The organism is Nitrobacter sp. NHB1, from assembly GCF_036964665.1.
Lineage (GTDB): Bacteria > Pseudomonadota > Alphaproteobacteria > Rhizobiales > Xanthobacteraceae > Nitrobacter.
Map to the genome: position 1 here is coordinate 1,997,911 of NZ_JBAMDA010000001.1, position 20,348 is coordinate 2,018,258.

The 20,348-nt window shown below is 63.6% G+C and carries 17 protein-coding genes, 1 tRNA gene and 1 pseudogene; 10 read left to right on the plus strand and 9 right to left on the minus strand.

Annotation, left to right across the window (positions count from 1 at the left end; genetic code table 11):
- Positions 1-29 precede the first annotated feature (29 nt).
- From ispG to V4R08_RS09330, 3 genes and pseudogenes are all read right to left on the minus strand, one after another.
- Positions 30-1,322, minus strand: a complete 1,293-nt coding sequence (gene ispG, locus V4R08_RS09320) for a flavodoxin-dependent (E)-4-hydroxy-3-methylbut-2-enyl-diphosphate synthase (protein ID WP_335579099.1) — start codon at positions 1,320-1,322, stop codon at positions 30-32.
- A 13-nt stretch (positions 1,323-1,335) separates the two neighbouring features.
- Positions 1,336-1,614, minus strand: a pseudogene (locus tag V4R08_RS09325) (EamA family transporter); the annotation flags it as partial.
- A gap of 60 nt (positions 1,615-1,674) precedes the next feature.
- Positions 1,675-2,166 carry a Fur family transcriptional regulator gene (locus V4R08_RS09330; protein WP_335579100.1) on the minus strand — a complete coding sequence of 164 codons (492 nt, stop codon included), beginning with the start codon at positions 2,164-2,166 and terminating at the stop codon, positions 1,675-1,677.
- 235 nt (positions 2,167-2,401) lie between these two features.
- On the opposite strand from V4R08_RS09330, the gene V4R08_RS09335 reads away from it, so the two are divergent.
- From V4R08_RS09335 to ppa, 7 genes are all read left to right on the plus strand, one after another.
- Complete coding sequence (locus tag V4R08_RS09335; protein ID WP_335579101.1) at positions 2,402-2,890, plus strand: MarR family winged helix-turn-helix transcriptional regulator; 489 nt, start codon at positions 2,402-2,404, stop codon at positions 2,888-2,890.
- Complete coding sequence (locus tag V4R08_RS09340) at positions 2,883-4,049, plus strand: HlyD family secretion protein (RefSeq protein WP_335579102.1); 1,167 nt, start codon at positions 2,883-2,885, stop codon at positions 4,047-4,049. The genes V4R08_RS09335 and V4R08_RS09340 overlap by 8 nt, the downstream gene beginning before the upstream one ends.
- Positions 4,050-4,053: 4 nt before the next feature.
- Positions 4,054-5,610: an MDR family MFS transporter gene (locus V4R08_RS09345; RefSeq protein WP_335579103.1), complete on the plus strand. Its 1,557-nt coding sequence runs from the start codon at positions 4,054-4,056 to the stop codon at positions 5,608-5,610.
- Positions 5,611-5,726: 116 nt separating this feature from the next.
- The gene (mutS, locus tag V4R08_RS09350) at positions 5,727-8,450 is read left to right on the plus strand and encodes a DNA mismatch repair protein MutS (protein WP_335579104.1); all 2,724 of its coding nucleotides are present in this window, start codon (positions 5,727-5,729) and stop codon (positions 8,448-8,450) included.
- Between the two features lie 145 nt (positions 8,451-8,595).
- Complete coding sequence (locus tag V4R08_RS09355; RefSeq protein ID WP_335579105.1) at positions 8,596-9,855, plus strand: flavin monoamine oxidase family protein; 1,260 nt, start codon at positions 8,596-8,598, stop codon at positions 9,853-9,855.
- Positions 9,856-10,129: 274 nt separating this feature from the next.
- Positions 10,130-10,639, plus strand: a complete 510-nt coding sequence (locus V4R08_RS09360) for a GNAT family N-acetyltransferase (protein WP_335579106.1) — start codon at positions 10,130-10,132, stop codon at positions 10,637-10,639.
- Positions 10,640-10,839: 200 nt separating this feature from the next.
- On the plus strand, positions 10,840-11,376 hold the full coding sequence (ppa, locus tag V4R08_RS09365) for an inorganic diphosphatase (protein ID WP_335579107.1): 537 nt from the start codon (positions 10,840-10,842) through the stop codon (positions 11,374-11,376).
- A gap of 132 nt (positions 11,377-11,508) precedes the next feature.
- On the opposite strand, the gene folD is transcribed toward ppa, so the two are convergent.
- From folD to V4R08_RS09380, 3 genes are read right to left on the minus strand one after another with little or no spacing between them, the layout of a single operon-like run.
- Positions 11,509-12,393 carry a bifunctional methylenetetrahydrofolate dehydrogenase/methenyltetrahydrofolate cyclohydrolase FolD gene (gene folD / locus V4R08_RS09370; RefSeq protein ID WP_335579108.1) on the minus strand — a complete coding sequence of 295 codons (885 nt, stop codon included), beginning with the start codon at positions 12,391-12,393 and terminating at the stop codon, positions 11,509-11,511.
- An 18-nt stretch (positions 12,394-12,411) separates the two neighbouring features.
- A complete protein-coding gene (locus V4R08_RS09375) occupies positions 12,412-12,732 on the minus strand; it encodes a DUF167 domain-containing protein (RefSeq protein WP_335579109.1) in 321 nt (106 codons plus the stop codon).
- Positions 12,733-12,743: 11 nt separating this feature from the next.
- The gene (locus tag V4R08_RS09380) at positions 12,744-13,034 is read right to left on the minus strand and encodes a YggT family protein (RefSeq protein ID WP_335579110.1); all 291 of its coding nucleotides are present in this window, start codon (positions 13,032-13,034) and stop codon (positions 12,744-12,746) included.
- Between the two features lie 400 nt (positions 13,035-13,434).
- Here V4R08_RS09380 and V4R08_RS09385 point away from each other — a divergent pair.
- Both V4R08_RS09385 and V4R08_RS09390 read left to right on the plus strand, forming a co-directional pair.
- Positions 13,435-13,510: transfer RNA gene (locus tag V4R08_RS09385), tRNA-Ala, on the plus strand.
- 430 nt (positions 13,511-13,940) lie between these two features.
- On the plus strand, positions 13,941-16,514 hold the full coding sequence (locus V4R08_RS09390) for an autotransporter outer membrane beta-barrel domain-containing protein (RefSeq protein WP_335579111.1): 2,574 nt from the start codon (positions 13,941-13,943) through the stop codon (positions 16,512-16,514).
- 18 nt (positions 16,515-16,532) lie between these two features.
- On the opposite strand, the gene V4R08_RS09395 is transcribed toward V4R08_RS09390, so the two are convergent.
- The 3 genes from V4R08_RS09395 to V4R08_RS09405 all read right to left on the minus strand — a co-directional run bounded on the left by V4R08_RS09395 (position 16,533) and on the right by V4R08_RS09405 (position 18,272).
- On the minus strand, positions 16,533-17,315 hold the full coding sequence (locus V4R08_RS09395; RefSeq protein ID WP_335579112.1) for an SDR family NAD(P)-dependent oxidoreductase: 783 nt from the start codon (positions 17,313-17,315) through the stop codon (positions 16,533-16,535).
- A gap of 110 nt (positions 17,316-17,425) precedes the next feature.
- Positions 17,426-17,905, minus strand: coding sequence for a tellurite resistance TerB family protein (locus tag V4R08_RS09400; RefSeq protein WP_335579113.1), 480 nt, complete (start codon positions 17,903-17,905; stop codon positions 17,426-17,428).
- 136 nt (positions 17,906-18,041) lie between these two features.
- Positions 18,042-18,272 (minus strand): hypothetical protein, encoded by a 231-nt coding sequence (locus tag V4R08_RS09405; protein ID WP_335579114.1) that lies wholly within the window; start codon positions 18,270-18,272, stop codon positions 18,042-18,044.
- 1,110 nt (positions 18,273-19,382) lie between these two features.
- Here V4R08_RS09405 and V4R08_RS09410 point away from each other — a divergent pair.
- Entirely contained in the window at positions 19,383-19,619 is a 237-nt protein-coding gene (locus V4R08_RS09410) for a hypothetical protein (protein ID WP_335579115.1), read from the plus strand.
- Positions 19,620-20,348 lie beyond the last annotated feature (729 nt).

Sequence of the window (20,348 nt, forward strand, 5' to 3'; positions counted from 1 at the left end):
GCCGGCATTTTGATTCTCGAGACGCGCGACTACTCCGCCGCCGTCGCCGCATCGGCCGGCGTCTTGCTGCCGGCGCCATAGCGCTGATCGATATAGTCGATCACCAGCGCTTTGAAATCCGTGGCGATGTTGGGGCCGCGCAGCGTCTTGAACTTCTTGCCGTCGACGAAGACAGGCGCCGCCGGCGCCTCGCCGGTGCCCGGCAGCGAGATGCCGATATCGGCGTGCTTGGATTCGCCGGGGCCGTTGACGATGCAGCCCATGACCGCGACGTTGAGCTGCTCGACGCCGGGATACTGCGTCTTCCAGCCCGGCATCTCGTCGCGGATGAAGTCCTGGATCGATCGCGCCAGTTCCTGGAACGTGGTCGAGGTGGTGCGCCCGCAGCCGGGACACGCCGCGACCAGCGGCACGAAGGTGCGAAAGCCCATGGTCTGCAACAGTTCCTGCGCGACCTGAACTTCCCGCGTGCGGTCGCCACCGGGCTCGGGCGTCAGCGAGATGCGGATGGTGTCGCCGATGCCCTGCTGCAACAGGATGCCGAGCGCGGCGCTTGAGGCAACGATGCCCTTCGAGCCCATGCCGGCCTCGGTGAGGCCGAGGTGGATCGCGTAGTCCGAGCGCGACGCCAGCGTCTGGTAGACCGCGATCAGATCCTGCACCGCCGAGACCTTGGCCGACAGGATCATCCTGGTCTTCGGCAGGCCGATCTCCTCGGCGCGCTTCGCCGACAACAGCGCCGACTGCACCATTGCCTCGCGCGTCACGGCGCGGGCATCGAGCGGCGCAGCCGAATTGGCGTTCTCTTCCATCAGATGCGTCAGCAATTCCTGATCGAGCGAGCCCCAGTTGGCGCCGATCCGCACCGCCTTGCCGTACTTGATCGCCATCTCGACGATGTCGGTGAACTGCTTGTCGCGCTTGTCCTTGAAACCGACGTTACCCGGATTGATGCGGTACTTGTCGAGCGCCTCGGCGCATGCCGGATGATCGGCCAGCAGCTTGTGGCCGATGTAATGAAAGTCACCGATCAGCGGCGTGGTGATGCCGCGCTTGCGCAGGCCGTCGCGGATATGCGGCACGGCGGCGGCGGCCTCGTCGCGATCCACCGTGATGCGGACCAGTTCCGAACCGGCGCGCGACAATGCTGCGACCTGGGCGATCGTGCCCTCGACATCGGCGGTGTCGGTGTTGGTCATCGACTGCACCACGATCGGCGCGCCGCCGCCGACGGCGATATTGCCGACCATCACCTGCGTGGTTGTGTGCCGCGGACTTGGGCCTGCGACGTCGCGTTGCGACGGGTTTTCGAGCTTGTTCATAGGGTTTCAAATATCAGGTTTTTGTGAGTTTCAGCAACGGATCAATGGCCGGCGGGGACGGCCGGTTAACGAGATAAAGCCCAGCAATCACCAAAAGCGCCGCGGCGCCGAAGGCCGGCGTCAACCGATCATGCACGATGAGATAGCCAGCCGCGACGCCAAACAAAGGGGTGATGACGGTAAAAGCCGACAATTTGCTGGCGGAATAGGTCTTAACCATTGAAAACCATATCAAAAATGTCAGTACGGGCACCCAGACCGCCTGACAGGCCATCAGCGCCAGCGCCCCGGGAATCCGGATCAGGGTCCCGCCGGCGGCCAGGCCGCGGTCGCACCGAACGACTGGCGTCGATTAAGCCGCTGTCTGGCAATGTGCGCAGGTGCCGGTGATCTCGACCACGGACAGTTTTGGGGTGAAGCCGGTGGCGCGAGCGGCGTCGGTCAGACTCTGCGCCACGCGGCTTGCCGGAATTTCGCCGACCGATCCGCATTGCTCGCAAATCAGAAACGCCACCATCGCGCTCGCATCATGGTCGTGCCCGCAGGCCAAAAACGCATTGCGGCTTTCGATGCGGTGAACGAGGCCGTTCTCCATCAAGAAATCGAGCGCACGATAGACCGTGATCGGAGCCGGGCGCGGCATCGATTTCGCCAGTTCCTCGATCACCTCGTAAGCGCCAAGCGGCCGATGGCTCGACAGCAGCGCCTGCAACACCTGGCGGCGGATCGGCGTGAATTTCTGCGCGCGCCGCGCACAAACCCGCTCCGCATGGCTGATCGCCTCTGCGGCGCAGCGGTCGTGATCGTGCCCCGGCACGGGGAATGTCGGTCTGGTCGCGGTCATCTGACACCCGTCTAACCGATTTAAGCCGGCTTCGCCCCTATTTCAGCAGCGTCGCCCATGACAATTTCGCGGCTCGCCTCTCTTATTGCGGCGCAACATACCGACCCGGTCGGGGAATCAACGGGAACGGCCCTCTCGGCCGAAGCCATGAGACTCCTGCAAGTCAGCTTCCCATAGCCGGGGGTGACACTCATTCATAAGCTAGCTTATTATAACGAACGTTAGGAGTGTCGATGTGACCGACCGTTCGACCCACAGTGACTTTCTGTTTGCCCTGTTCGAGGTGCAACGCCTGCTACGGCTTTTCGCCGACAAGCAGGCTTCGCGCTACGGCCTGAACCGGGCGCAGTGGGCAGTGCTCGCCAAACTGGAGCGCACCGAAGGGCTGAAGCAGGCGGATGTCGCCGAATTGATGGAAATGCGACCGATCACACTGACGCGATTGATCGACAAGCTCTGCAAGGCCGGTCTGATCGAGCGCCGCGGCGATGAAACCGATCGCCGCGTCAATCGTCTTTACCTGACCAGGACCGCGCGGCCTTTGCTGGCGAACCTCGCCGCGCTACGCAGCGAAATCACCCGAGCCGCGCTCGCCGATATCAGCGCCTCCGACGCGCACCGTCTGATCGGGCAACTCGAAACCGTCAAGGACAATGTCCGCAACGCGCTGCAAGGCGGCGGGCACGTCAACGATGATAAAACGAAAGAGCGGCGCTATGGCTGAGCCGGCCCTGAAATTTCCGTCCGACCGGAAGGACGCCCCCACGGAGGCGGAGGCGCCGCCGCCGCCGACAACGGACGCCAAGCCACGCCGGCGGCTGCTGGCTTCGATGCGCCGCTACCGCCGGCCGCTGCTTCTGGTCGTGCTGCCGCTGATCGCGCTGATCGCCGGGCTGGCGTTCTATCTGTCGGGCGGCCGCTACGTGACCACCGACGACGCTTATGTCGGCGCGCAGAAGGTTCTGATCACACCTGAGGTCTCCGGCAAGATCGACAGCGTGACGGTGACGGAGGGCCAGCATGTCAAGACCGGCGACCCGCTGTTCGAAATCGATCCCGCGCCGTTCCGCTTCGCCGTCCAGCAGGCGCAAGCGAAACTGAACGACGCGACCATCGAATACAACACGCTGAAATCAAACCTCGCCAATTATGCCCAGTCCACGGCGCTTGCCGAGCAGAGCATCACCGTCAAGCGACGCGACGTCGATCGCAAGAGCGCGCTCGCGAAAAACAATGTCGGATCGCAGCTCGACCTCGACAATTCCCTGAGCGCGCTGGTGCAGGCGGAGGGCGTGAACCAGATTCTGCAGCAGCAGATCGACAATACGCGCAACAAACTGCTCGGCGATCCGGATTTGCCGCTGGCGAAATTCCCGGACTATGCCCAGGCCCGGGCCGCGCTGGCCGACGCGCAGCGCAACCTTGCGAATACGGAGCTGCGCGCGCCGATCGACGGCATCGCGACGCAGGTCGACAACATCCAGCTCGGCCGCTTCGTTGCCGCCGGAACCCCGGTGTTCAGCATCATCGCTCTCGGCCACCCATGGGTCGATGCGAACCCCAAGGAATCCGACTTCACCTACGTGGCCGTCGGGCAGCCCGTCACCCTCTCCATCGATTCCTTCCCGGATCATGTCTTTAAGGGCACGGTGGGGTCGCTCAGTCCTGGCACCGGCGCGACATTCGCGATCCTGCCGCCGCAGAACGCCACCGGAAACTTCGTGAAGGTCGTGCAGCGCATTCCTGTCCGGATCTATTTCGACAAGGACGATCCGATGGTCGCCAGGCTGAAATCCGGCATGAGCGTCTACGCGTCGATCGATACCCACCATCGCCGCACGCTTGCGGGCCTGCTCGGCCTGTCGCGCGCGAAGCAGGACTAGAACAATGTCGGCGGCCGCCGCACATTCGGTTGCGGTCCCCGGCCTGCGCCGGAACATGGTGACGATCTGCGCCATGACCGCGACCATCATGCAGGCGCTCGACACCACGATCGCCAACGTCGCGCTGCCCTACATGCAGGGATCGCTGTCGGCGTCGCAGGACCAGATCAACTGGGTGCTGACGTCCTATATCGTGGCGGCGGCGATCATGACCGCACCGGTCGGCTGGATCGCCAACCGCTTCGGTCGCAAGCGCATCTTCATCCTCTGCTCCGCCGGGTTCACCCTCGCATCGGTGATGTGCGGACTGTCGCAAGACATCACCCAGATGGTGCTGTTCCGTTTGCTGCAAGGCATGTTCGGCGCCGCATTGGTGCCGCTATCGCAGGCGGTGCTGCTCGACAGCTACGCGCTACACGAGCGCGCCAAGGCGATGGCGATCTGGGGCATGGGCGTAATGATGGGTCCGATCATGGGTCCGACGCTCGGCGCGTGGCTGACCGAGACCTATAGCTGGCACTGGGTGTTTTTCGTCAATCTTCCGTTCGGCATCGTCACGGTGGCGGGCCTGCTGATCTTCATGGAAGAGACCAGACTCGACACCAAGCTGCAATTCGACTGGTTAGGCTTCGGCGCGCTCGCCATCGGCATCGGTGCGCTGCAACTCGCGCTCGATCGCGGCGAGCAACTCGACTGGCTGGAATCCTGGGAGATCACGATCGAGTTCATCGTCTCGGCCGTCGGCTTCTATTATTTCCTCGCGCACTCGTTCACCACGAAGAGGCCCTTCGTCCAGTTCGCAATCTTCAAGGACCGCAATTTCGCGACTGCCCTCATCTTCATGGCGGTGATCGGCGTGGTGCTGTTCTCGACCTTGGCGTTAACCTCGCCGCTGTTCCAGAGCGCTTACGGCTACCCCATCCTGACCGCCGGTTTTCTGCTCGCAACGCGCGGCATCGGAACGTTTGTGGCCATGATGATGGTCAGCCGACTCATGACCTACTTCGAGGCGCGGACCCTGATCGCAGTCGGCCTCTCGCTGATCGCGATCACGCTTTACGACATGACCGGCTGGACCGCCGATATTTCCGTGCGAGCCATTGCCATCAACAGCATCGTCCAGGGTTACGGCATCGGCCTCGTCTTCGTGCCGATGACCACCGCCGCCTTCATGACGCTGCCCGACCATCTGCGCACCGACGGCACCTCGATGCTGACGCTGGTGCGCAACGTCGCGAGCTCGATCGGCATTTCCATCGTCATCGCACAACTGACGAGCGGAACCATTCGCGTCCATGCCGTGCTGGCCGAGCACATCACTCCGTTCAACGACGCACTGCAGATGCCGAACGTCACAGGCACCATCAACCTGAACACCGACATGGGCCGTGCGATGATGGATCTGATCCTCAGTACGCAGGCGCAGATCATCGCCTTCTCGCAGGACTTCGAGCTGGTCGCGCTGGTGGCGATTTGCGCGATTCCGCTGGTGTTGTTGCTGAAATCGACCAAGGCGGCGATGCGCGCGCCGTCCGCGGATCATGCCGCGGTGATGGAATAAGGCGAAAAAACAGGCTGCCCTTGCTGTCAGCGCAATCGCGAACCGATGCGTGGAAAACGCGCACCATCGCCGCAATGCCATAGGAACCGGCACCGAAACTTTGTAGCTTCGCCGCCATGACGATCCAGCCCGCCGTCCCGACATCGCCGAACAACGCTGCCCCCGAGGCGGCGCGGGTTACGCCGATGATGGAACAATACCTTGAAATCAAGGCGGTCAATCCCGGTTTGCTGCTGTTCTACCGGATGGGCGATTTTTACGAGCTGTTCTTCGAGGATGCCGAAATCGCCTCCCGCACGCTCGGCATTACCCTGACCAGGCGCGGCAAGCATCAGGGCGCGGACATCCCGATGTGCGGCGTTCCGGTGGAACGCTCGGACGATTACCTGCATCGGCTGATCGCAGCCGGCCACCGCGTCGCGGTGTGCGAGCAGATGGAGGATCCGGCCGCGGCGCGCAAGCGCGGCAACAAGAGCGTGGTTCGCCGCGATGTGGTTCGCCTCATCACACCGGGAACGCTGACCGAAGACACGCTGCTCGATGCCAGGGCCAACAACTATCTGCTGGCGCTGGCGCGTGCCCGCGCCTCGTCCGGCGGCGACCGCGTCGCGCTCGCCTGGATCGATATCTCGACAGCGGAGTTCATGGTCACCGAATGCGGTACCGGCGAGCTCGCGGCCACGCTGGCGCGCATCAATCCGAATGAGGTGATCGTTTCCGACGCGCTCTATGGCGATGCCGACCTGGGCGCGCTGCTGCGCGAACTGCCGTCGGTGACGCCGCTGACCCGCGACGTGTTCGACAGCGCCACCGCCGAACGGCGGCTGTGCGATTATTTCGCAGTCGCCACCATGGACGGCCTCAGCGCCATGTCGCGGCCGGAAGCGACCGCCGCCGCCGCCGCCGTCACCTACATCGACCGCACCCAGATCGGCAAACGGCCGCCGCTGTCGCCGCCCTCGCGCGAAGCATCCGGCAGTACCATGGCGATCGATCCCGCCACCCGCGCCAACCTCGAACTGACGCGCACGCTCGCCGGCGAACGGCGCGGCTCGCTGCTCGACGCCATCGACCGCACAACGACGGCGGCGGGGTCGAGGCTGCTGGCGCAGCGGCTGGCGGCGCCGCTGACCGATACCGCCGCCGTCGCACACAGGCTCGATGCCGTCGCCGCGTTCGCATCCGACAGCGCGGCGCGCGACGATATCCGCACCATCCTGCGGACCGCTCCGGACATGTCGCGGGCACTGGCGCGGCTCTCGGTCGGGCGCGGCGGCCCGCGCGACCTCGCAGGCCTCCGCGACGGCATCATGGCTGCGGACCAGACGCTCGCGCGGCTCGGCGCGATGCCTGATGCGCCGCAGGATATCGCCGCGGTCATGGAGGCGCTGCGGCGGCCGTCCCGCGAGCTTGCGCGCGAACTCGGCGAGGCGCTGGCCGAAAACCTGCCGCTGATGAAGCGCGACGGCGGCTTCGTCCGCGAGGGCTACGAGCCGGCGCTCGATGAGGCACGAAAACTGCGCGACGACTCGCGCCTCGTCGTGGCTGCGATGCAGGCACGCTACACTGAGGAGACCGGCGTCAAGACGCTCAAGATCCGCCACAACAACGTGCTCGGCTATTTCGTCGAGGTGACGGCGCAGCACGGCGATAAACTGATGAGCGCGCCGCTGAACGCCACCTTCATCCATCGCCAGACTCTGGCCGGTCAGGTGCGCTTCACCACGTCGGAACTCGGCGAGATCGAGGCCAGGATCGCCAATGCCGGCGACCGCGCGCTCGGCCTTGAACTTGAGATTTTCGACCGCCTTGCCGCGATGGTGGTGGAGGCCAGCGACCACCTACGCAGCGCCGCGCACGCCTTCGCGCAACTGGATGTCGCGGCGTCGCTTGCGAAACTCGCGACCGACGAGAACTACACCCGCCCGGAGGTCGATGCTTCTCTCGGCTTCGCCATCGAAGGCGGCCGGCACCCTGTTGTGGAACAGGCGCTGAAGCGCGCCGGCCAGCCGTTCATCGCCAACGCCTGCGACCTGTCGGCGGGCACAGGCCAGACCTGGGGCCAGATCTGGCTGCTCACCGGCCCCAACATGGCCGGCAAATCGACGTTTCTGCGCCAGAACGCGCTGATCGCGCTGATGGCCCAGATCGGCAGCTTCGTGCCGGCGACGCGCGCCCGCATCGGCATCATCGACCGGCTGTTCTCGCGGGTCGGCGCAGCCGACGATCTGGCGCGCGGGCGCTCGACCTTCATGGTCGAGATGGTGGAAACCGCAGTCATCCTCAATCAGGCATCGGAACGCGCGCTGGTTATCCTCGACGAAATCGGACGCGGCACCGCGACCTTCGACGGCCTGTCGATCGCGTGGGCGGCAATCGAGCATCTGCACGAGGCCAACAAGTGCCGCGCACTGTTCGCGACGCACTATCACGAGCTGACAGCGCTATCGGCAAAGCTGCCGCGGCTGTTCAACGCCACCGTGCGGGTCAAGGAATGGCACGGCGAGGTGGTGTTCCTGCACGAGGTGCTGCCCGGCGCCGCCGACCGTTCCTACGGCATCCAGGTGGCGAAGCTCGCCGGCCTGCCGCTGTCGGTCGTCGCGCGCGCAAAATCGGTGCTGGCCAAACTGGAGGCGCAGGATCGCGGATCGACCGTGCGCGCGCTGGTGGACGATCTGCCGCTGTTCGCGGTGCCGTCACGCGCCGCCGGCGAATCCGCGGCGCCGGGCGAGGCCACGCCACTGATCGAGGCACTGCAAGCCTTGCATCCCGACGAGATGTCGCCGCGCGAGGCGCTGGAGGCGCTTTATGCGCTGAAGGCGAAACTGCCGAAGCCATAGCCGCATTCATTGAAAAATATCGGCGCGCGCCTTAACGTCGAGCAGGAGGGCGCGGCGTATCGCTCCCGGCCAGAGCCTGTCACCGGACGGTGCGCTTTGCGCCGATCCGCTGGCGGGGACGACATCATCCTTTGTTGTTTGCGCCATGCCTCAAAATCGCCCATCCACCATCGATGTCGCCATTGTCGGCGCCGGCGCTGCCGGGCTCGGCGCGGCCAATGCGCTGAAAGACTTCGGCCTCTCGATCATCGTGCTGGAAGCCCGCGACCGCGTCGGCGGGCGCGCTCACACCATTGTCCCCGCCCCCGGCATCATCTTCGATCTCGGCTGCGGCTGGCTGCATTCGGCCGACAGGAATTCATTCGTCGGAATCGCGGAGCAACTCGGCTTCGCCGTCGACAAGACGCGCCCCCCGTGGCGCGAGCAGAGCTTTGACGCCGGATTCCCGACGACGGAGCGCGAGGACTTCATGGCCGCGCTCGATGCATTCGACGAGCGAGCGGAAGAAGCCGCGGAGAGCGACACCGACAGCGCCGCCAGCCTGTATCTCGCGCCGGGCAACCGCTGGAATCCGATGATCGACGCCATCTCGACCTACGTGAACGGCTGCGAACTCGATGCCGTTTCCGTTCGTGACAGCAACGCCTACGAGGATACCGGGATCAACTGGCGCGTCCGCCGCGGCTACGGCGCGCTGATAGCAGCCTACGGCCGGCCTTGCCCGCTCGCGCTGAACACGCGGGTGTGGCGCATCGATCATTCCGGCCGGCGCATTCGCATCGAAACTTCGAAAGGCGCGCTTTCGGCTGCGCAGGTGATCGTCACGGTGCCGACCAATCTGATCGCGAACCAATCGATCCGCTTTCATCCCGAGTTACCCGCGAAAGTGGACGCGGCCGCGGGCCTGCCGCTCGGCATCGACGACAAGGTGATGCTGGCGCTCGACGATTCCGAGAGCGCGCTCCCCAACGACGGCAATCTCCGCGGCACGACCATGCGGACGAAAATGGGCACCTACCATTTGCGCCCGTTCGGCCAGTCCTGCATCGAGGGATTTTTCGGCGGCAGCTTCGCGCGCGAACTCGAAGATGCCGGCGACGGCGCGTTCGCGGCGCAGGCAATCGACGAGATCGTGGCGCTGCTCGGCTCGACTTATCGCAGCAAACTCAAAGCGCTGGCGGAATCACGCTGGGCCCGCGATCCCTTCGCGCTCGGCGCCTATTCCCACGCGCTGCCGGGCCATGCGGGAGCGCGCGCCACGCTCGCTGCGCCGGTCGACGGCCGGCTGTTTTTCGCGGGAGAGGCCACTTCACCGCATTTCTTCTCAACCGCGCACGGCGCGCGCGACAGCGGCGAGCGGGCGGCGCGAGAAGTGATGGATGCGGTGCGATTGCCGAAACGCTGACGCGAAGCGTTGTCGTGGTGTGACTCGTCGCATCATTCGCGCCGGTGACTTCCTCCGATACCATCGTGCCGTGCTGGGCCAATCGAGCCGAGCCGGTCTGCCGTTGCGGATGTCCCTGCTTCGGCCCGGTTCTGCACCGGTCCGCGGCGCAGCGCCCCGCGGACTGTCCCTTTTCGATACAAAACGTCGCACCGGTGATGCCGACAATCAACATTTTAACCGATAATTAATGATGGACCTTGAAGACCGCGCGCCGACTTGCTTTGATTGCGGCATGAGCACGACCCTGATCGAACTCCGGCCGGCCAAAGTCGCGGATGCATCCGCGGTCGCAGCGACCCATGACGAGGCCTGGCGTTCGGCCTATCAGGGCATCATTCCCGGCGCGGAACTGGAAAAGCTGATCAACCGGCGCGGCCCGCACTGGTGGGACAGCGCGATCCGCAAAGGCAGCCGCGTCAGCGTGCTGGTGTTCGGCGACAAGGTCGCCGGCTATGCCAATTATGGCCGCAACCGCGCCCGAAGCCTGCAGTACGATGGCGAAATTTACGAGCTTTACCTGCGCCCCGAGTTCCAGGGCCTCGGCTTCGGCCGGCGGCTGTTCACCGCCGCCCGGCGCGATCTGACGCAGAGCGGACTGGAAAGCATGGTGACCTGGGCGCTGTCCGACAACGAGCCGGCGACGGAGTTCTACCGCGCGCTCGGCGGCCGCATGGTCGCCCGCTCCTCCGAGAAGTTCGGGCCGAAGTCGCTCGACAAGGTGGCGTTCGCCTGGACGAGTTAGAAGTCCGGTCCCCGGTCAATGTTTGGCCCCTCCGTCATCGCCGGGCATAGCCGTTCGAAGAACGGCGGCGCTTGCGCCCGCCTATGCCCGGCAATCTATCCTTTTCCGGAGACTCTTCTCGAAGATGGATAGATACGCGGGTCAAGCCCGCGTATGACATGTGTTGACTGACACGACGCTCTTCAATCACGGGGCCACCCATGCGTATCGACGCGATATCGATCGGACCCAATCCGCCGTTTGAGGTGAATGTCATCATCGAGGTGCCCGTCGGCGGCGAGCCGATCAAGTACGAGATGGACAAGGACGCCGGCACGCTGGTGGTCGACCGGTTTCTCTACACGGCGATGCGCTATCCCGGTAACTACGGCTTCATCCCGCACACGCTGTCGCAAGACGGCGACCCCTGCGACGTCCTGGTCGCCAACACCCGCGCCATCGTGCCCGGCGCCGTGATGAGCGTGCGGCCGGTCGGCGTGCTGCTAATGGAGGACGAGGCCGGCGGCGACGAGAAGATCATCGCGGTCCCGACCTCGAAACTGACCCAGCGCTATGACAAGATAAAAAATCACAACGACCTGCCGGACATCACACTGCAGCAGATTCAGCACTTCTTCGAACACTACAAGGATCTCGAACCCGGCAAATGGGTCAAGGTGCTGCGCTGGGGCGGCGCGGAGGACGCCCACAGGCTGATTCTGGAGGGCATCGCGCGGGCCGGGGCGACAACAAAATAAGATTCCACCTCGTCATTGCGAGCAAAGCGAAGCAATCCAGTTTTAGGTTGCGATGAACTGGATTGCTTCGTCGCAAGTGGTTCTCGCAATGACGCAACTGAAAACGCGCCGCTCGCTATTTGCTGGTTTCTCCTACACCTCCGGCGCCGGCAACCCCTTGATCGCGCAGGCGGCGCGCAGCGTGTTGACCAACAGGCACGCCACCGTCATCTGACCGACGCCGCCGGGCACCGGCGTCACCGCGCCCGCGATCTCCATGGCCTCGTCGAACGCAACATCGCCGATCAGCCGCGTCTTGCCGTCGGCGGCCGGCGCCCGCGTGATGCCGACATCGATCACGGTCGCGCCCGGCTTGATCCAGTCGCCGCGCACCATCTCCGCTTTGCCGACCGCCGCATAGACCAGATCGGCACGCCGACAAAGTTCGGGCAGGTTGCGCGACCGCGAATGGGCGATGGTCACCGTGGCATTTTCATTGAGCAGCAACTGCACCAGCGGCCTTCCCACCAGATTGGAGCGGCCGATCACGATGGCGTCCATGCCTTCGAGCGAGGAATGCACGGTCTTGGTCAGGATGATGCAGCCGAGCGGCGTGCATGGCGACAATGCGGGCAGGCCGCCGGCGAGGCGGCCGGCGTTCTGCGGATGCAGCCCATCGACATCCTTCGCCGGATCGATGGCAGCAATGATCGTCTCGGTATCGAGCCCCTTGGGCAGCGGCAGTTGAACCAGAATGCCGTGCACGGCGGGATCGGCGTTCAGTCTGGCGACCAGCGCCAGCAAATCCGGCTGCGCTACATCGGCCGGCAGGACGTGTTCGAACGAGGCCATGCCGGCAGCCTGGGTCTGCTTGTGCTTGCTTCGGACATAGACTTCGCTGGCGGGATCGCTGCCGACCAGCACCACGGCGAGGCCCGGCGTGAGCCCGTGATCGCGCTTCACCCGCGCCACCTCAAAGGCCACCCGCGCGCGCAAATCAGCGGCGATGACTTTTCCATCGATGATGCTGGCCGTCATGCTGATCCTCAGTTCGGATTATCCCGGTTGAGCCGCGGTCAACGCGCGCAGGGCATTGCCGAGCTTGACGGGATCGCCGCCGACCGCGACCTGCTTGAGCCGCGACGTCGCTCCCGTAACTATCCGGACATCGATTTTCCGCACGCCGAGCGCCTTCGCCAGCACCGCCATGACAGCGCGATTGGCTTCGCCGCCTTCGGCGATGGCGCGGACCCGAACCTTCACCACCGGGCGTCCGTCGGCCAGCATTTCAATGCCGTCGATCCCGTCGCGGCCGCCGCGCGGCGTCACCCGCAGGGCGATGCTGAGGCCCTGCGGAGAATACCTCCACGGCTCCATCGGGCCGCCGATCAGAACACGGCGGGATAGATGTAATAGGTGATGACCCGCTGCATGAACAGGATGATCAGAATCAGAATGATCGGGGAAATGTCGAGCCCACCGAGATTCGGCAGTAACCGACGGATCGGTGCCAGCAGGGGTTCGGTGATCCGTTCCAGAAACTCAGCCACCGCAGCCACGAACTGATTGCGGGTATTCACCACATTGAAGGCAATCAGCCATGACAGGATCGCCGAGGCAATCAGCAGCCAGACATAGAGGTCGAGGATGATGAGGACGATATCCAGTATGGCTCGCATGGGGGATTGGCTCGCGGGTTTGGTCGTGGATTCGACGAGTGGAGCAAGAAGGCTCGCTGAGACGGAAAGTGAACGTTAGAATCGAACCGCTAGCGTGGCGGTTCAGAAGTTCTCTTCACCTTTGCCAAGTCCGTCAAGAGAGCTTCTGAACCGAAAACGAGGCGTATTGGGCTCTCGTCCCCTGGAATTCGAAGTTCGCCCTTGGGTGGGCAGCGATGGCTGCGAACTTCGAACTCAGGAATACGAGCCTGCAAACTATCGTTTCGGTTCCCGCCAAACAAGGGAAGTCCGGGAAATAAGGCTCAAAATGCCGATTCCGGCCGTTCTTGACTTGCCGTCGGCGAGGACTGTAAATGGCGGCGTTTCCGGTCCGCCGCATCTTTCGCCGCCGACCGTGGACGGGGCCATAGCTCAGCTGGGAGAGCGCGTCGTTCGCAATGACGAGGTCGGCGGTTCGATCCCGCCTGGCTCCACCAGCGGTATCCTTCGAGGCAACCGTCATCCTGGTGTCGGCTGCCGTCGATTGCGACGCGCTCGCTTTTGAGCCCTTGAACTGCTCGATCTTCGAAGTGAAGCTCGACAACAATCCTGCCACGTCCCGTGTAGATCGAATTCGTCGTGGGGCATTCTATGGCCGCGTTTCCTCGGCGATCCGCGTTACCGCAAACCCGACGTTTGCAAGGCGTCGCGGCATAGTGGAATGCTGCATCGCAGGGTACCGTTAACCATGTCACCCAAGTGCAACACCGCGACTGAATCGGAACGCGCCGGCTGGTCGAGAGCGGCGCGGGATGTCAGATCCGACGGCAGGTAACACAATATTAGCCATAGGTAAAATAATATCAGTTGCGCGATTCGGTCACGGCTTTGCTGGCGGCCTCCAGCATGCCGCCGGAGGAACGGGGCATGGGCAGGCTGTCAATGGACAAGTCGGGCTTGGTGGCATGGCTCGCTTTGGCGTTGACGTGGGCAGCGCCAGTGGAAGCGCAGGATGCGAGTTGGCTCGCCGCTCCGCCCAGCAGCAATTTTAACGACGCTGCGAACTGGACCCCGATCACCGTGCCGACCGGCACCGCATCGTTCGGCACGTCGACCGGCACGAACATTACGTTCGCAAATGACACCACCCTGGGAGGGTGGACCTTCGACGCCGGCGCTTCGAATTATACCTTTACCAACAACCATGCTCTGATTTTCACGGGAGCCGGTATCGTCGTCAACGACGGCAGCGCCAGCATCACTAACATCGGTTTCCTGCAATTCTTCCACAGCAGCACGGCCGGCAGCGCCAACATCACGAATAACAGCGTCATGGAGTTCTTCGACACCAGCACGGCCGGCAACGCCAGCATCATCAATAAGGGCAGCGCGTACTTCTACAACGGCAGCACGGCCGGCAGCGCCAGCATTACCAGCAACGTTTTCTTGCGATTCTCTCACTACAGCACAGCCGACGGAGCCAGCATCACGAATAACAATCTCCTGCAGTTCACTGACTCCAGCACAGCCGGCGACGCCAGCATCACCAACAACAAGTTCCTGCAGTTCGCCGCCAGCAGCACGGCCGGCAACGCCAGCATCACCAATGGGGCTGCCGGCGCGCTGACCGACTTCTCGGAGTCGAGCGGACCGGTCAACAACGGGCAGCTCTCCGCCGGCTCGATCGCCGGCAGCGGGCAATTCTATCTCGGCGCCAATCAACTCACGGTCGGCGGCAACAATCTGAGCACCATCGTCAGCGGCGTCATCAGCGACTGCGGGCCGACCGGCCATGATTGTGGTAAGCCTGCCACCGGCAGCTCGCTGGTCAAGACCGGAACGGGGACGCTGACGCTCGCCGGCGCCAACCTCTATACCGGAGCCACCACGGTCGATGCCGGCACGCTCGACGTCACCGGCTCGCTGGCGGCGTCAAGTCCGATCAGCGTCAACACGGGGGCGGTGCTTGCAGGCACCGGCAGCGTCGGCAGCGTCGGCATCAACAGCGGCGGCACGCTGGCGCCGGGCGACGGCACGCCGGGCTCCTTGATGAGTCTCGGCAGACTGGCACTGCACGCGGGCGCAATGTATGTGGTGATGCTCAACCCCGCCACCGCGTCATCCGCCAATGTCACGGGTGCAGCGACGCTCAGTGACGCCACCGTCAACGCGGTCTATGCCAACGGCAGTTATATCTCGAAGCAATATACCATCCTCACGGCAGGCAACGTCAGCGGCACGTTCGGCTCGCTGGCCAACACCAACCTGCCCGCGAACTTCACGACCAGCCTGAGTTACGACCCGACCCATGCCTATCTCAACCTGACGCTGAACTTTATTCCGCAGCCGGCGAGGGCCTTTACCAGCCCCAACCAGCGCAATGTCGCCAATGCGCTGACCAATTCCTTCAACACCGCCGGCGGCATTCCGCTGGTGTTCGGTACGCTGACGCCAGCAGGCCTGACGCAGGTCTCTGGTGAAGTGGCGACCGGCTCGCAGCAGGCAACCTTCAATGCAATGAACCTGTTCCTGGGGATCTTGAGCGATCCCTTCGTCGCCGGCCGCGGCAATGGCGCAACCGCAAACGGTGCGGCCCCGGCCTATGCCGCGATCTATCGCAAGGCGCCTGCAATGGCCTATCCCCTCAACCCGCGCTGGAGCGTGTGGGCCGCAGGCTACGGCGGCTCGCAGAGCACCGGCGGCAATGCATCGCTCGGCTCCAGTACGACGACCTCAGGTGTCGCCGGCGTCGCGGTCGGCGCCGACTACCTCATCTCGCTGTCCACGACCGCCGGCTTCGCAATGGCGGGCGGCGGCACCAACTTCAATGTCGCCAACGGGCGGGGCAGCGGACACTCCGACCTGTTCCAGGCCGGCGCCTTCATTCGCCACAACACCGGCGCCGCCTATCTCTCCGGAGCGCTCGCTTACGGCTGGCAGGACATCACCACCAACCGCATCGTGACGATCGCCGGCTCCGACCGGTTGCAGGCGCGCTTCAGCGCCAACGCATGGTCGGGCCGTGTCGAAGGCGGCTATCGCGTGGTCAGCCCGGCGATGGGCGGCGTCGGGATCACGCCTTATGCGGCTGGCCAGTTCACCACCTTCGATCTGCCGGCTTACGCCGAAAGCATTCTGTCCGGCGCCAACACGTTTGCGCAGGCCTATAACGCCAAGAGCGTGACGGATCCCCGCAGCGAACTCGGTGTCCGCACCGACAAATCCTACGCGGTGCAGGACGCGATCCTGACCCTGCGCGGACGTCTTGCATGGGCGCACGATTTCAATCCGGATCGCACCGTCGCCGCGACATTCCAGACCTTGCCTGGCGCCAGCTTCGTCGTGAACGGCACAGCTATGGCCTCCGACGCAGCGCTCGTCACCGGCGCGGCCGAGATGAAATGGATCAACAACTGGTCAATGGCCGCCACCTTCGAGGGCGAGCTCTCCAACGTCACACAATCCTACGCCGGCAAGGGCATCGTCCGCTACGCGTGGTGAGGAGCCGCAGATCGAACGTCACGATCGCCTTCGCATCTGGAAGCCGGTGACCGCTCGCAGGATGACGTCGCGCGGAAACAGCCGAAGCAGAAACGGCACCAACTTGATCCCGAGGCCGGGAAGCACGGCCCTTCTGTTAGCCATCAGACCGCGGTAGCCGTCCCGAGCAATGTCCTTCGCGGACACGTTCAGGATCGCGGAGTCGAAACCGGGCTTCACGCCCGCCCGCGCCTGAAATTCCGTCGGTACCGGGCCGGGACAGATCACGGTGACACGGACGCCGCGGGGGCCGAGTTCGCCGCGCAGCGCCTCGCTGAACGACAGGACATAGGCCTTCGACGCATAATAGACGGCCATGCCGGGACCCGGCAGAAATCCCGCGATCGACCCGACGTTGAGAATGCCGCCGCGCAACCGGATCAGGCTTTCGGAAAACCGCAGCGACAAATCCGTCAGCGCCCGGACGTTGAGGTCGATCATCGCGAGTTGATCGGCGCGATCCAGTTCAGCGGCACTGCCGAACAGCCCATAGCCGGCATTGTTCACGAGATATTCGACGTCGGCGCTCTCGGCAGCGAGCGCCGCCGCAATCCTGTCGCCGGCATCGGTGCGGCCGAGGTCACACGGAATCACGATCGGGGGCGCGCCGCCCGCTGCGCCGATTTCGGCCGCCAGCGCTTCGAGGCGATCGGCCCGCCGGGCGACCAGAGCCACCCGATGCTCATGGGCGGAAAACACCCGCGCCAGTTCGGCGCCGATCCCGGAGGAAGCGCCTGTTATCAACGTCACCGGATGGGTCACGATCCACGCTCTTGAAACGAACTGCCAGATATCAACGTCAATGTCCGAAATAAAGACGGGGTTGGCCCGGCGCAGCGCGGATCGGCGCTCTGCGTTTTGTGACCGCCCCCTCAGGTCGCGGGATCGATCGCCGACCCTTTGCCGGCGACGCGATGCTTGAGCTCGATGCGATCACGCGAGGAGATAGCTAGGAGATCGGCGGCGCGCCACACCACGTTCTCCTCGAATTCGGTGACGCGACCGTCCGCATAGACCAGTTCCCACATCATTTCGACGATGCGCAAGCGGTCCTCGTCATTCAGCGAGCGCATGAGCACGCTGGTGAAACGATAGAGGTCGACCGCCTCGCCCTCCTCCAGCGCAGCCGACGCGATCAGCTTGTCAGCGGTACCCGGGGTCAGCCCAAACCGGCTTTCGATCAGTTCGTGCAGTTTGCGGATTTCGACATCGGAAGGTTCGCCGTCGAGCGAAATGACATGGATGAACAGCGCCGTTGCCGCAAGTTTGCACCCTGTTTCATCGAATGACCGATGCTCTGGGGCTTCGAGGGTTACAACCTCGGTGATGAAATGACGCAATCTATCGAGCATCGATCCGCCTGCCGCAATGTTTGGGTCATATGGCCGCGTTCACAACACGGGCCGAAGTAAAACATGCGCCCTTTGCCAGCGTTCCCCGCGAGGAGATTACACTTCGGCAAGGCAGCGGCTCGCGGAGGTGGTGTGCCTACTGGCCGTGCTCTGCCAAGGTCCTGGCGCACTTCTTGCTAAGTTTGGCACGGTGTTCCTTCAAGCACGCGAGAACGACCATATCGTCGTCGTTCATCTTGGCCCGGCAATACCGCGCCACGTCACGCGCGCACTCGGAATGGTGTTTCTCCGCGGCGGTTCGCGCCGACGCCGCTGCGCTCATCGCGAGAAGGGGAAGAAGCGATAAAATGGCGGCAAACCGAATCATCGACGCTCCATCAAGTCGGGTTGAAATCTGGCTGCACCCTGTCAATCGACCGGCGCTTGCCGGCACCAAAATATCGCACGCGTCCTGGGCCGGACGATGAAGGGACTGGCGCCGCATGCGTGGCTCGAACACGCGGCCCCATTATTACGAAACACATAGCATAGGCAAACAAAGGCTCACAAGGCGTCACGCAATTGCTCTCCCGGCGCGGGCCTTCGCTTCATCACCGGACATACGGCGGGCGAAAGTCGCGTAAATCGCGTCGTACGATCCCGCGCTCTGCCCGGTCAACGCGACAGTTCATTTCATGAATTTAAGCAATCCGAGCATCGCGCGACGCCAGTTTTAGTCGCGCCTACTGGTCTGATAGCTCCCCCAAGCCAAGCTCAGGGTTAAAGCCAAAAAGACCGCGATCAGACCTCCGAGAATGAGAATGGAATCAACCGACATGATTAGGGTCTCCCAGGGCCGCCCCCTGCGAATACGTACTCGGATGTTTTAGCTCACGCCAATCACGGCTTCGGGACTCGAGCAACCGGACGTTGCCGCGTCCGGCCGCCTGGAGCCGGGCGACGCCAAGGGCGGCCCTTCAGCGCCCACCACCTCGGCAAGCGGCATTGATGCTGGCCTCGATCCGAGCATGCTATACTGAGCGCTCTTACCGGTTGCGGCGCCGCTCGCTAATGGGATGAAGACAATGGGATGAAGACCAGTCACTCGGACTCGATCTTGCCGATCGTCGGCTCGACCTGGGGTCGACGGCGGCTTCGATTTCCTGGAAGTGCAATGCTACGCGACCGGCCGTCAAACCCCTGGCCAGCGCACAGCGCCAATGGAGCGACACGATGAACGACTTGGAAGGATTGCTTGGTCGGGCAGTGTTTCGGCTCTGGCCGGACCTACCGCGAGATATGCAGGAACGAATCTTCGAGGCCGCATCAAGCGACCTCGACACCCGGCGTCGCCTGGCTGTGGTGCTCCATGAGCAACACCCCAGGACAGCGTTCCCGCCGCGGTCCGGCGCCCTCGCTTAGGCCCGCGCGACACTGCGATTTTGAATCTGCGCGTGGCCATGTGTCCGCGCTAACACCGCCGAGCGGAGGCCCACAGATGCCGGACCTAGACCCTCTCGAATCCGTCGCGGCGTCCGGGCTGGTTTCCGCGTCGCTGATTGCAGCGTTAATACCGGCGCTGGTCAATACCGGCGTCCTATCGCCGCGAGGTGCGCGTGAAATTTATGAAAATGCCCTGCTCATGATCGAAACGCAGCAGGGCGATGATCCCGCCGTGGAACGCATCTACGAAGCTGCACGGGAATTGATCGAGGCTCATCTGAGGCCCGAATAGGAGGGCCAGACCGGAGATTGGCGTCAATCTCTCGCCACCGCGCTCTTCGGCCGCTTCATCGTGAATTCGACCCTGCCCGTGGCCGCCTGGTCAACTTATAGGACCACCATGCAGTCGCCTGGTTCCAGCTTTTAATGAGCAGGTTGCAGACGTCACACTCTGCATGGCCTGTGTCCTTGAATGGGCTGGTAAAGACCGTCACTTTGTAGACGGCCCCGCAACCGGGACAGGTATATTCACCGCCATCGCGGGCTCGCACACCAGGTTTGGGACGCTTCGGGGCCATAAGAGGCGAGTAGCGCCCTTTGGTCCATCCCGCAAGTCGTTTCGTTCGCTGCCTTATTCAAAACGACCCACTGCTCGTTTTTATACTTCGCTTGCTCGCGGTCTACTGGTGCATCGAGGATGGCATTGGGCGCCGCGTCGGCGGTGGTCAATGGATCGTCAGCAAGGTCGCCCTGGCGACGTTTCTGGATGGCGATGACGTGGCGCTAGCTAGTCGCGTATAAAAAGGAAGACCGATCCGGCGACCGCGTAATCGTCTACTTCAGAAGAGAAGGACTGGAACGCCTGCTAGAGAAATGGCGGGATCCTTGCCCAATCTGATGATCTCGGCAATGATCGCCCTTGGGCCAAACAGGCTCGGCAACACCCTTTGGCGGGAGGTGTAAAGCTCCGCCTGCACCTTCTCGCTGAATTGGTACACCCCTTTGGGGTGCAACCAATTTT

Bases quoted from the DNA above. Each gene is read 5' to 3' on its own strand.
- mutS (WP_335579104.1), top strand. From the start codon at position 5,727: ATGACGATCCAGCCCGCCGTCCCGACATCGCCGAACAACGCTGCCCCC.
- V4R08_RS09360 (WP_335579106.1), top strand. From the start codon at position 10,130: ATGAGCACGACCCTGATCGAACTCCGGCCGGCCAAAGTCGCGGATGCA.
- V4R08_RS09330 (WP_335579100.1), bottom strand. From the start codon at position 2,166: ATGACCGCGACCAGACCGACATTCCCCGTGCCGGGGCACGATCACGAC.
- V4R08_RS09410 (WP_335579115.1), top strand. From the start codon at position 19,383: ATGCCGGACCTAGACCCTCTCGAATCCGTCGCGGCGTCCGGGCTGGTT.
- ispG (WP_335579099.1), bottom strand. From the start codon at position 1,322: ATGAACAAGCTCGAAAACCCGTCGCAACGCGACGTCGCAGGCCCAAGT.
- V4R08_RS09345 (WP_335579103.1), top strand. From the start codon at position 4,054: ATGTCGGCGGCCGCCGCACATTCGGTTGCGGTCCCCGGCCTGCGCCGG.
- ppa (WP_335579107.1), top strand. From the start codon at position 10,840: ATGCGTATCGACGCGATATCGATCGGACCCAATCCGCCGTTTGAGGTG.
- V4R08_RS09400 (WP_335579113.1), bottom strand. From the start codon at position 17,905: ATGCTCGATAGATTGCGTCATTTCATCACCGAGGTTGTAACCCTCGAA.
- V4R08_RS09380 (WP_335579110.1), bottom strand. From the start codon at position 13,034: ATGCGAGCCATACTGGATATCGTCCTCATCATCCTCGACCTCTATGTC.
- V4R08_RS09375 (WP_335579109.1), bottom strand. From the start codon at position 12,732: ATGGAGCCGTGGAGGTATTCTCCGCAGGGCCTCAGCATCGCCCTGCGG.
- V4R08_RS09390 (WP_335579111.1), top strand. From the start codon at position 13,941: ATGGGCAGGCTGTCAATGGACAAGTCGGGCTTGGTGGCATGGCTCGCT.
- V4R08_RS09340 (WP_335579102.1), top strand. From the start codon at position 2,883: ATGGCTGAGCCGGCCCTGAAATTTCCGTCCGACCGGAAGGACGCCCCC.
- V4R08_RS09405 (WP_335579114.1), bottom strand. From the start codon at position 18,272: ATGATTCGGTTTGCCGCCATTTTATCGCTTCTTCCCCTTCTCGCGATG.
- folD (WP_335579108.1), bottom strand. From the start codon at position 12,393: ATGACGGCCAGCATCATCGATGGAAAAGTCATCGCCGCTGATTTGCGC.
- V4R08_RS09355 (WP_335579105.1), top strand. From the start codon at position 8,596: ATGCCTCAAAATCGCCCATCCACCATCGATGTCGCCATTGTCGGCGCC.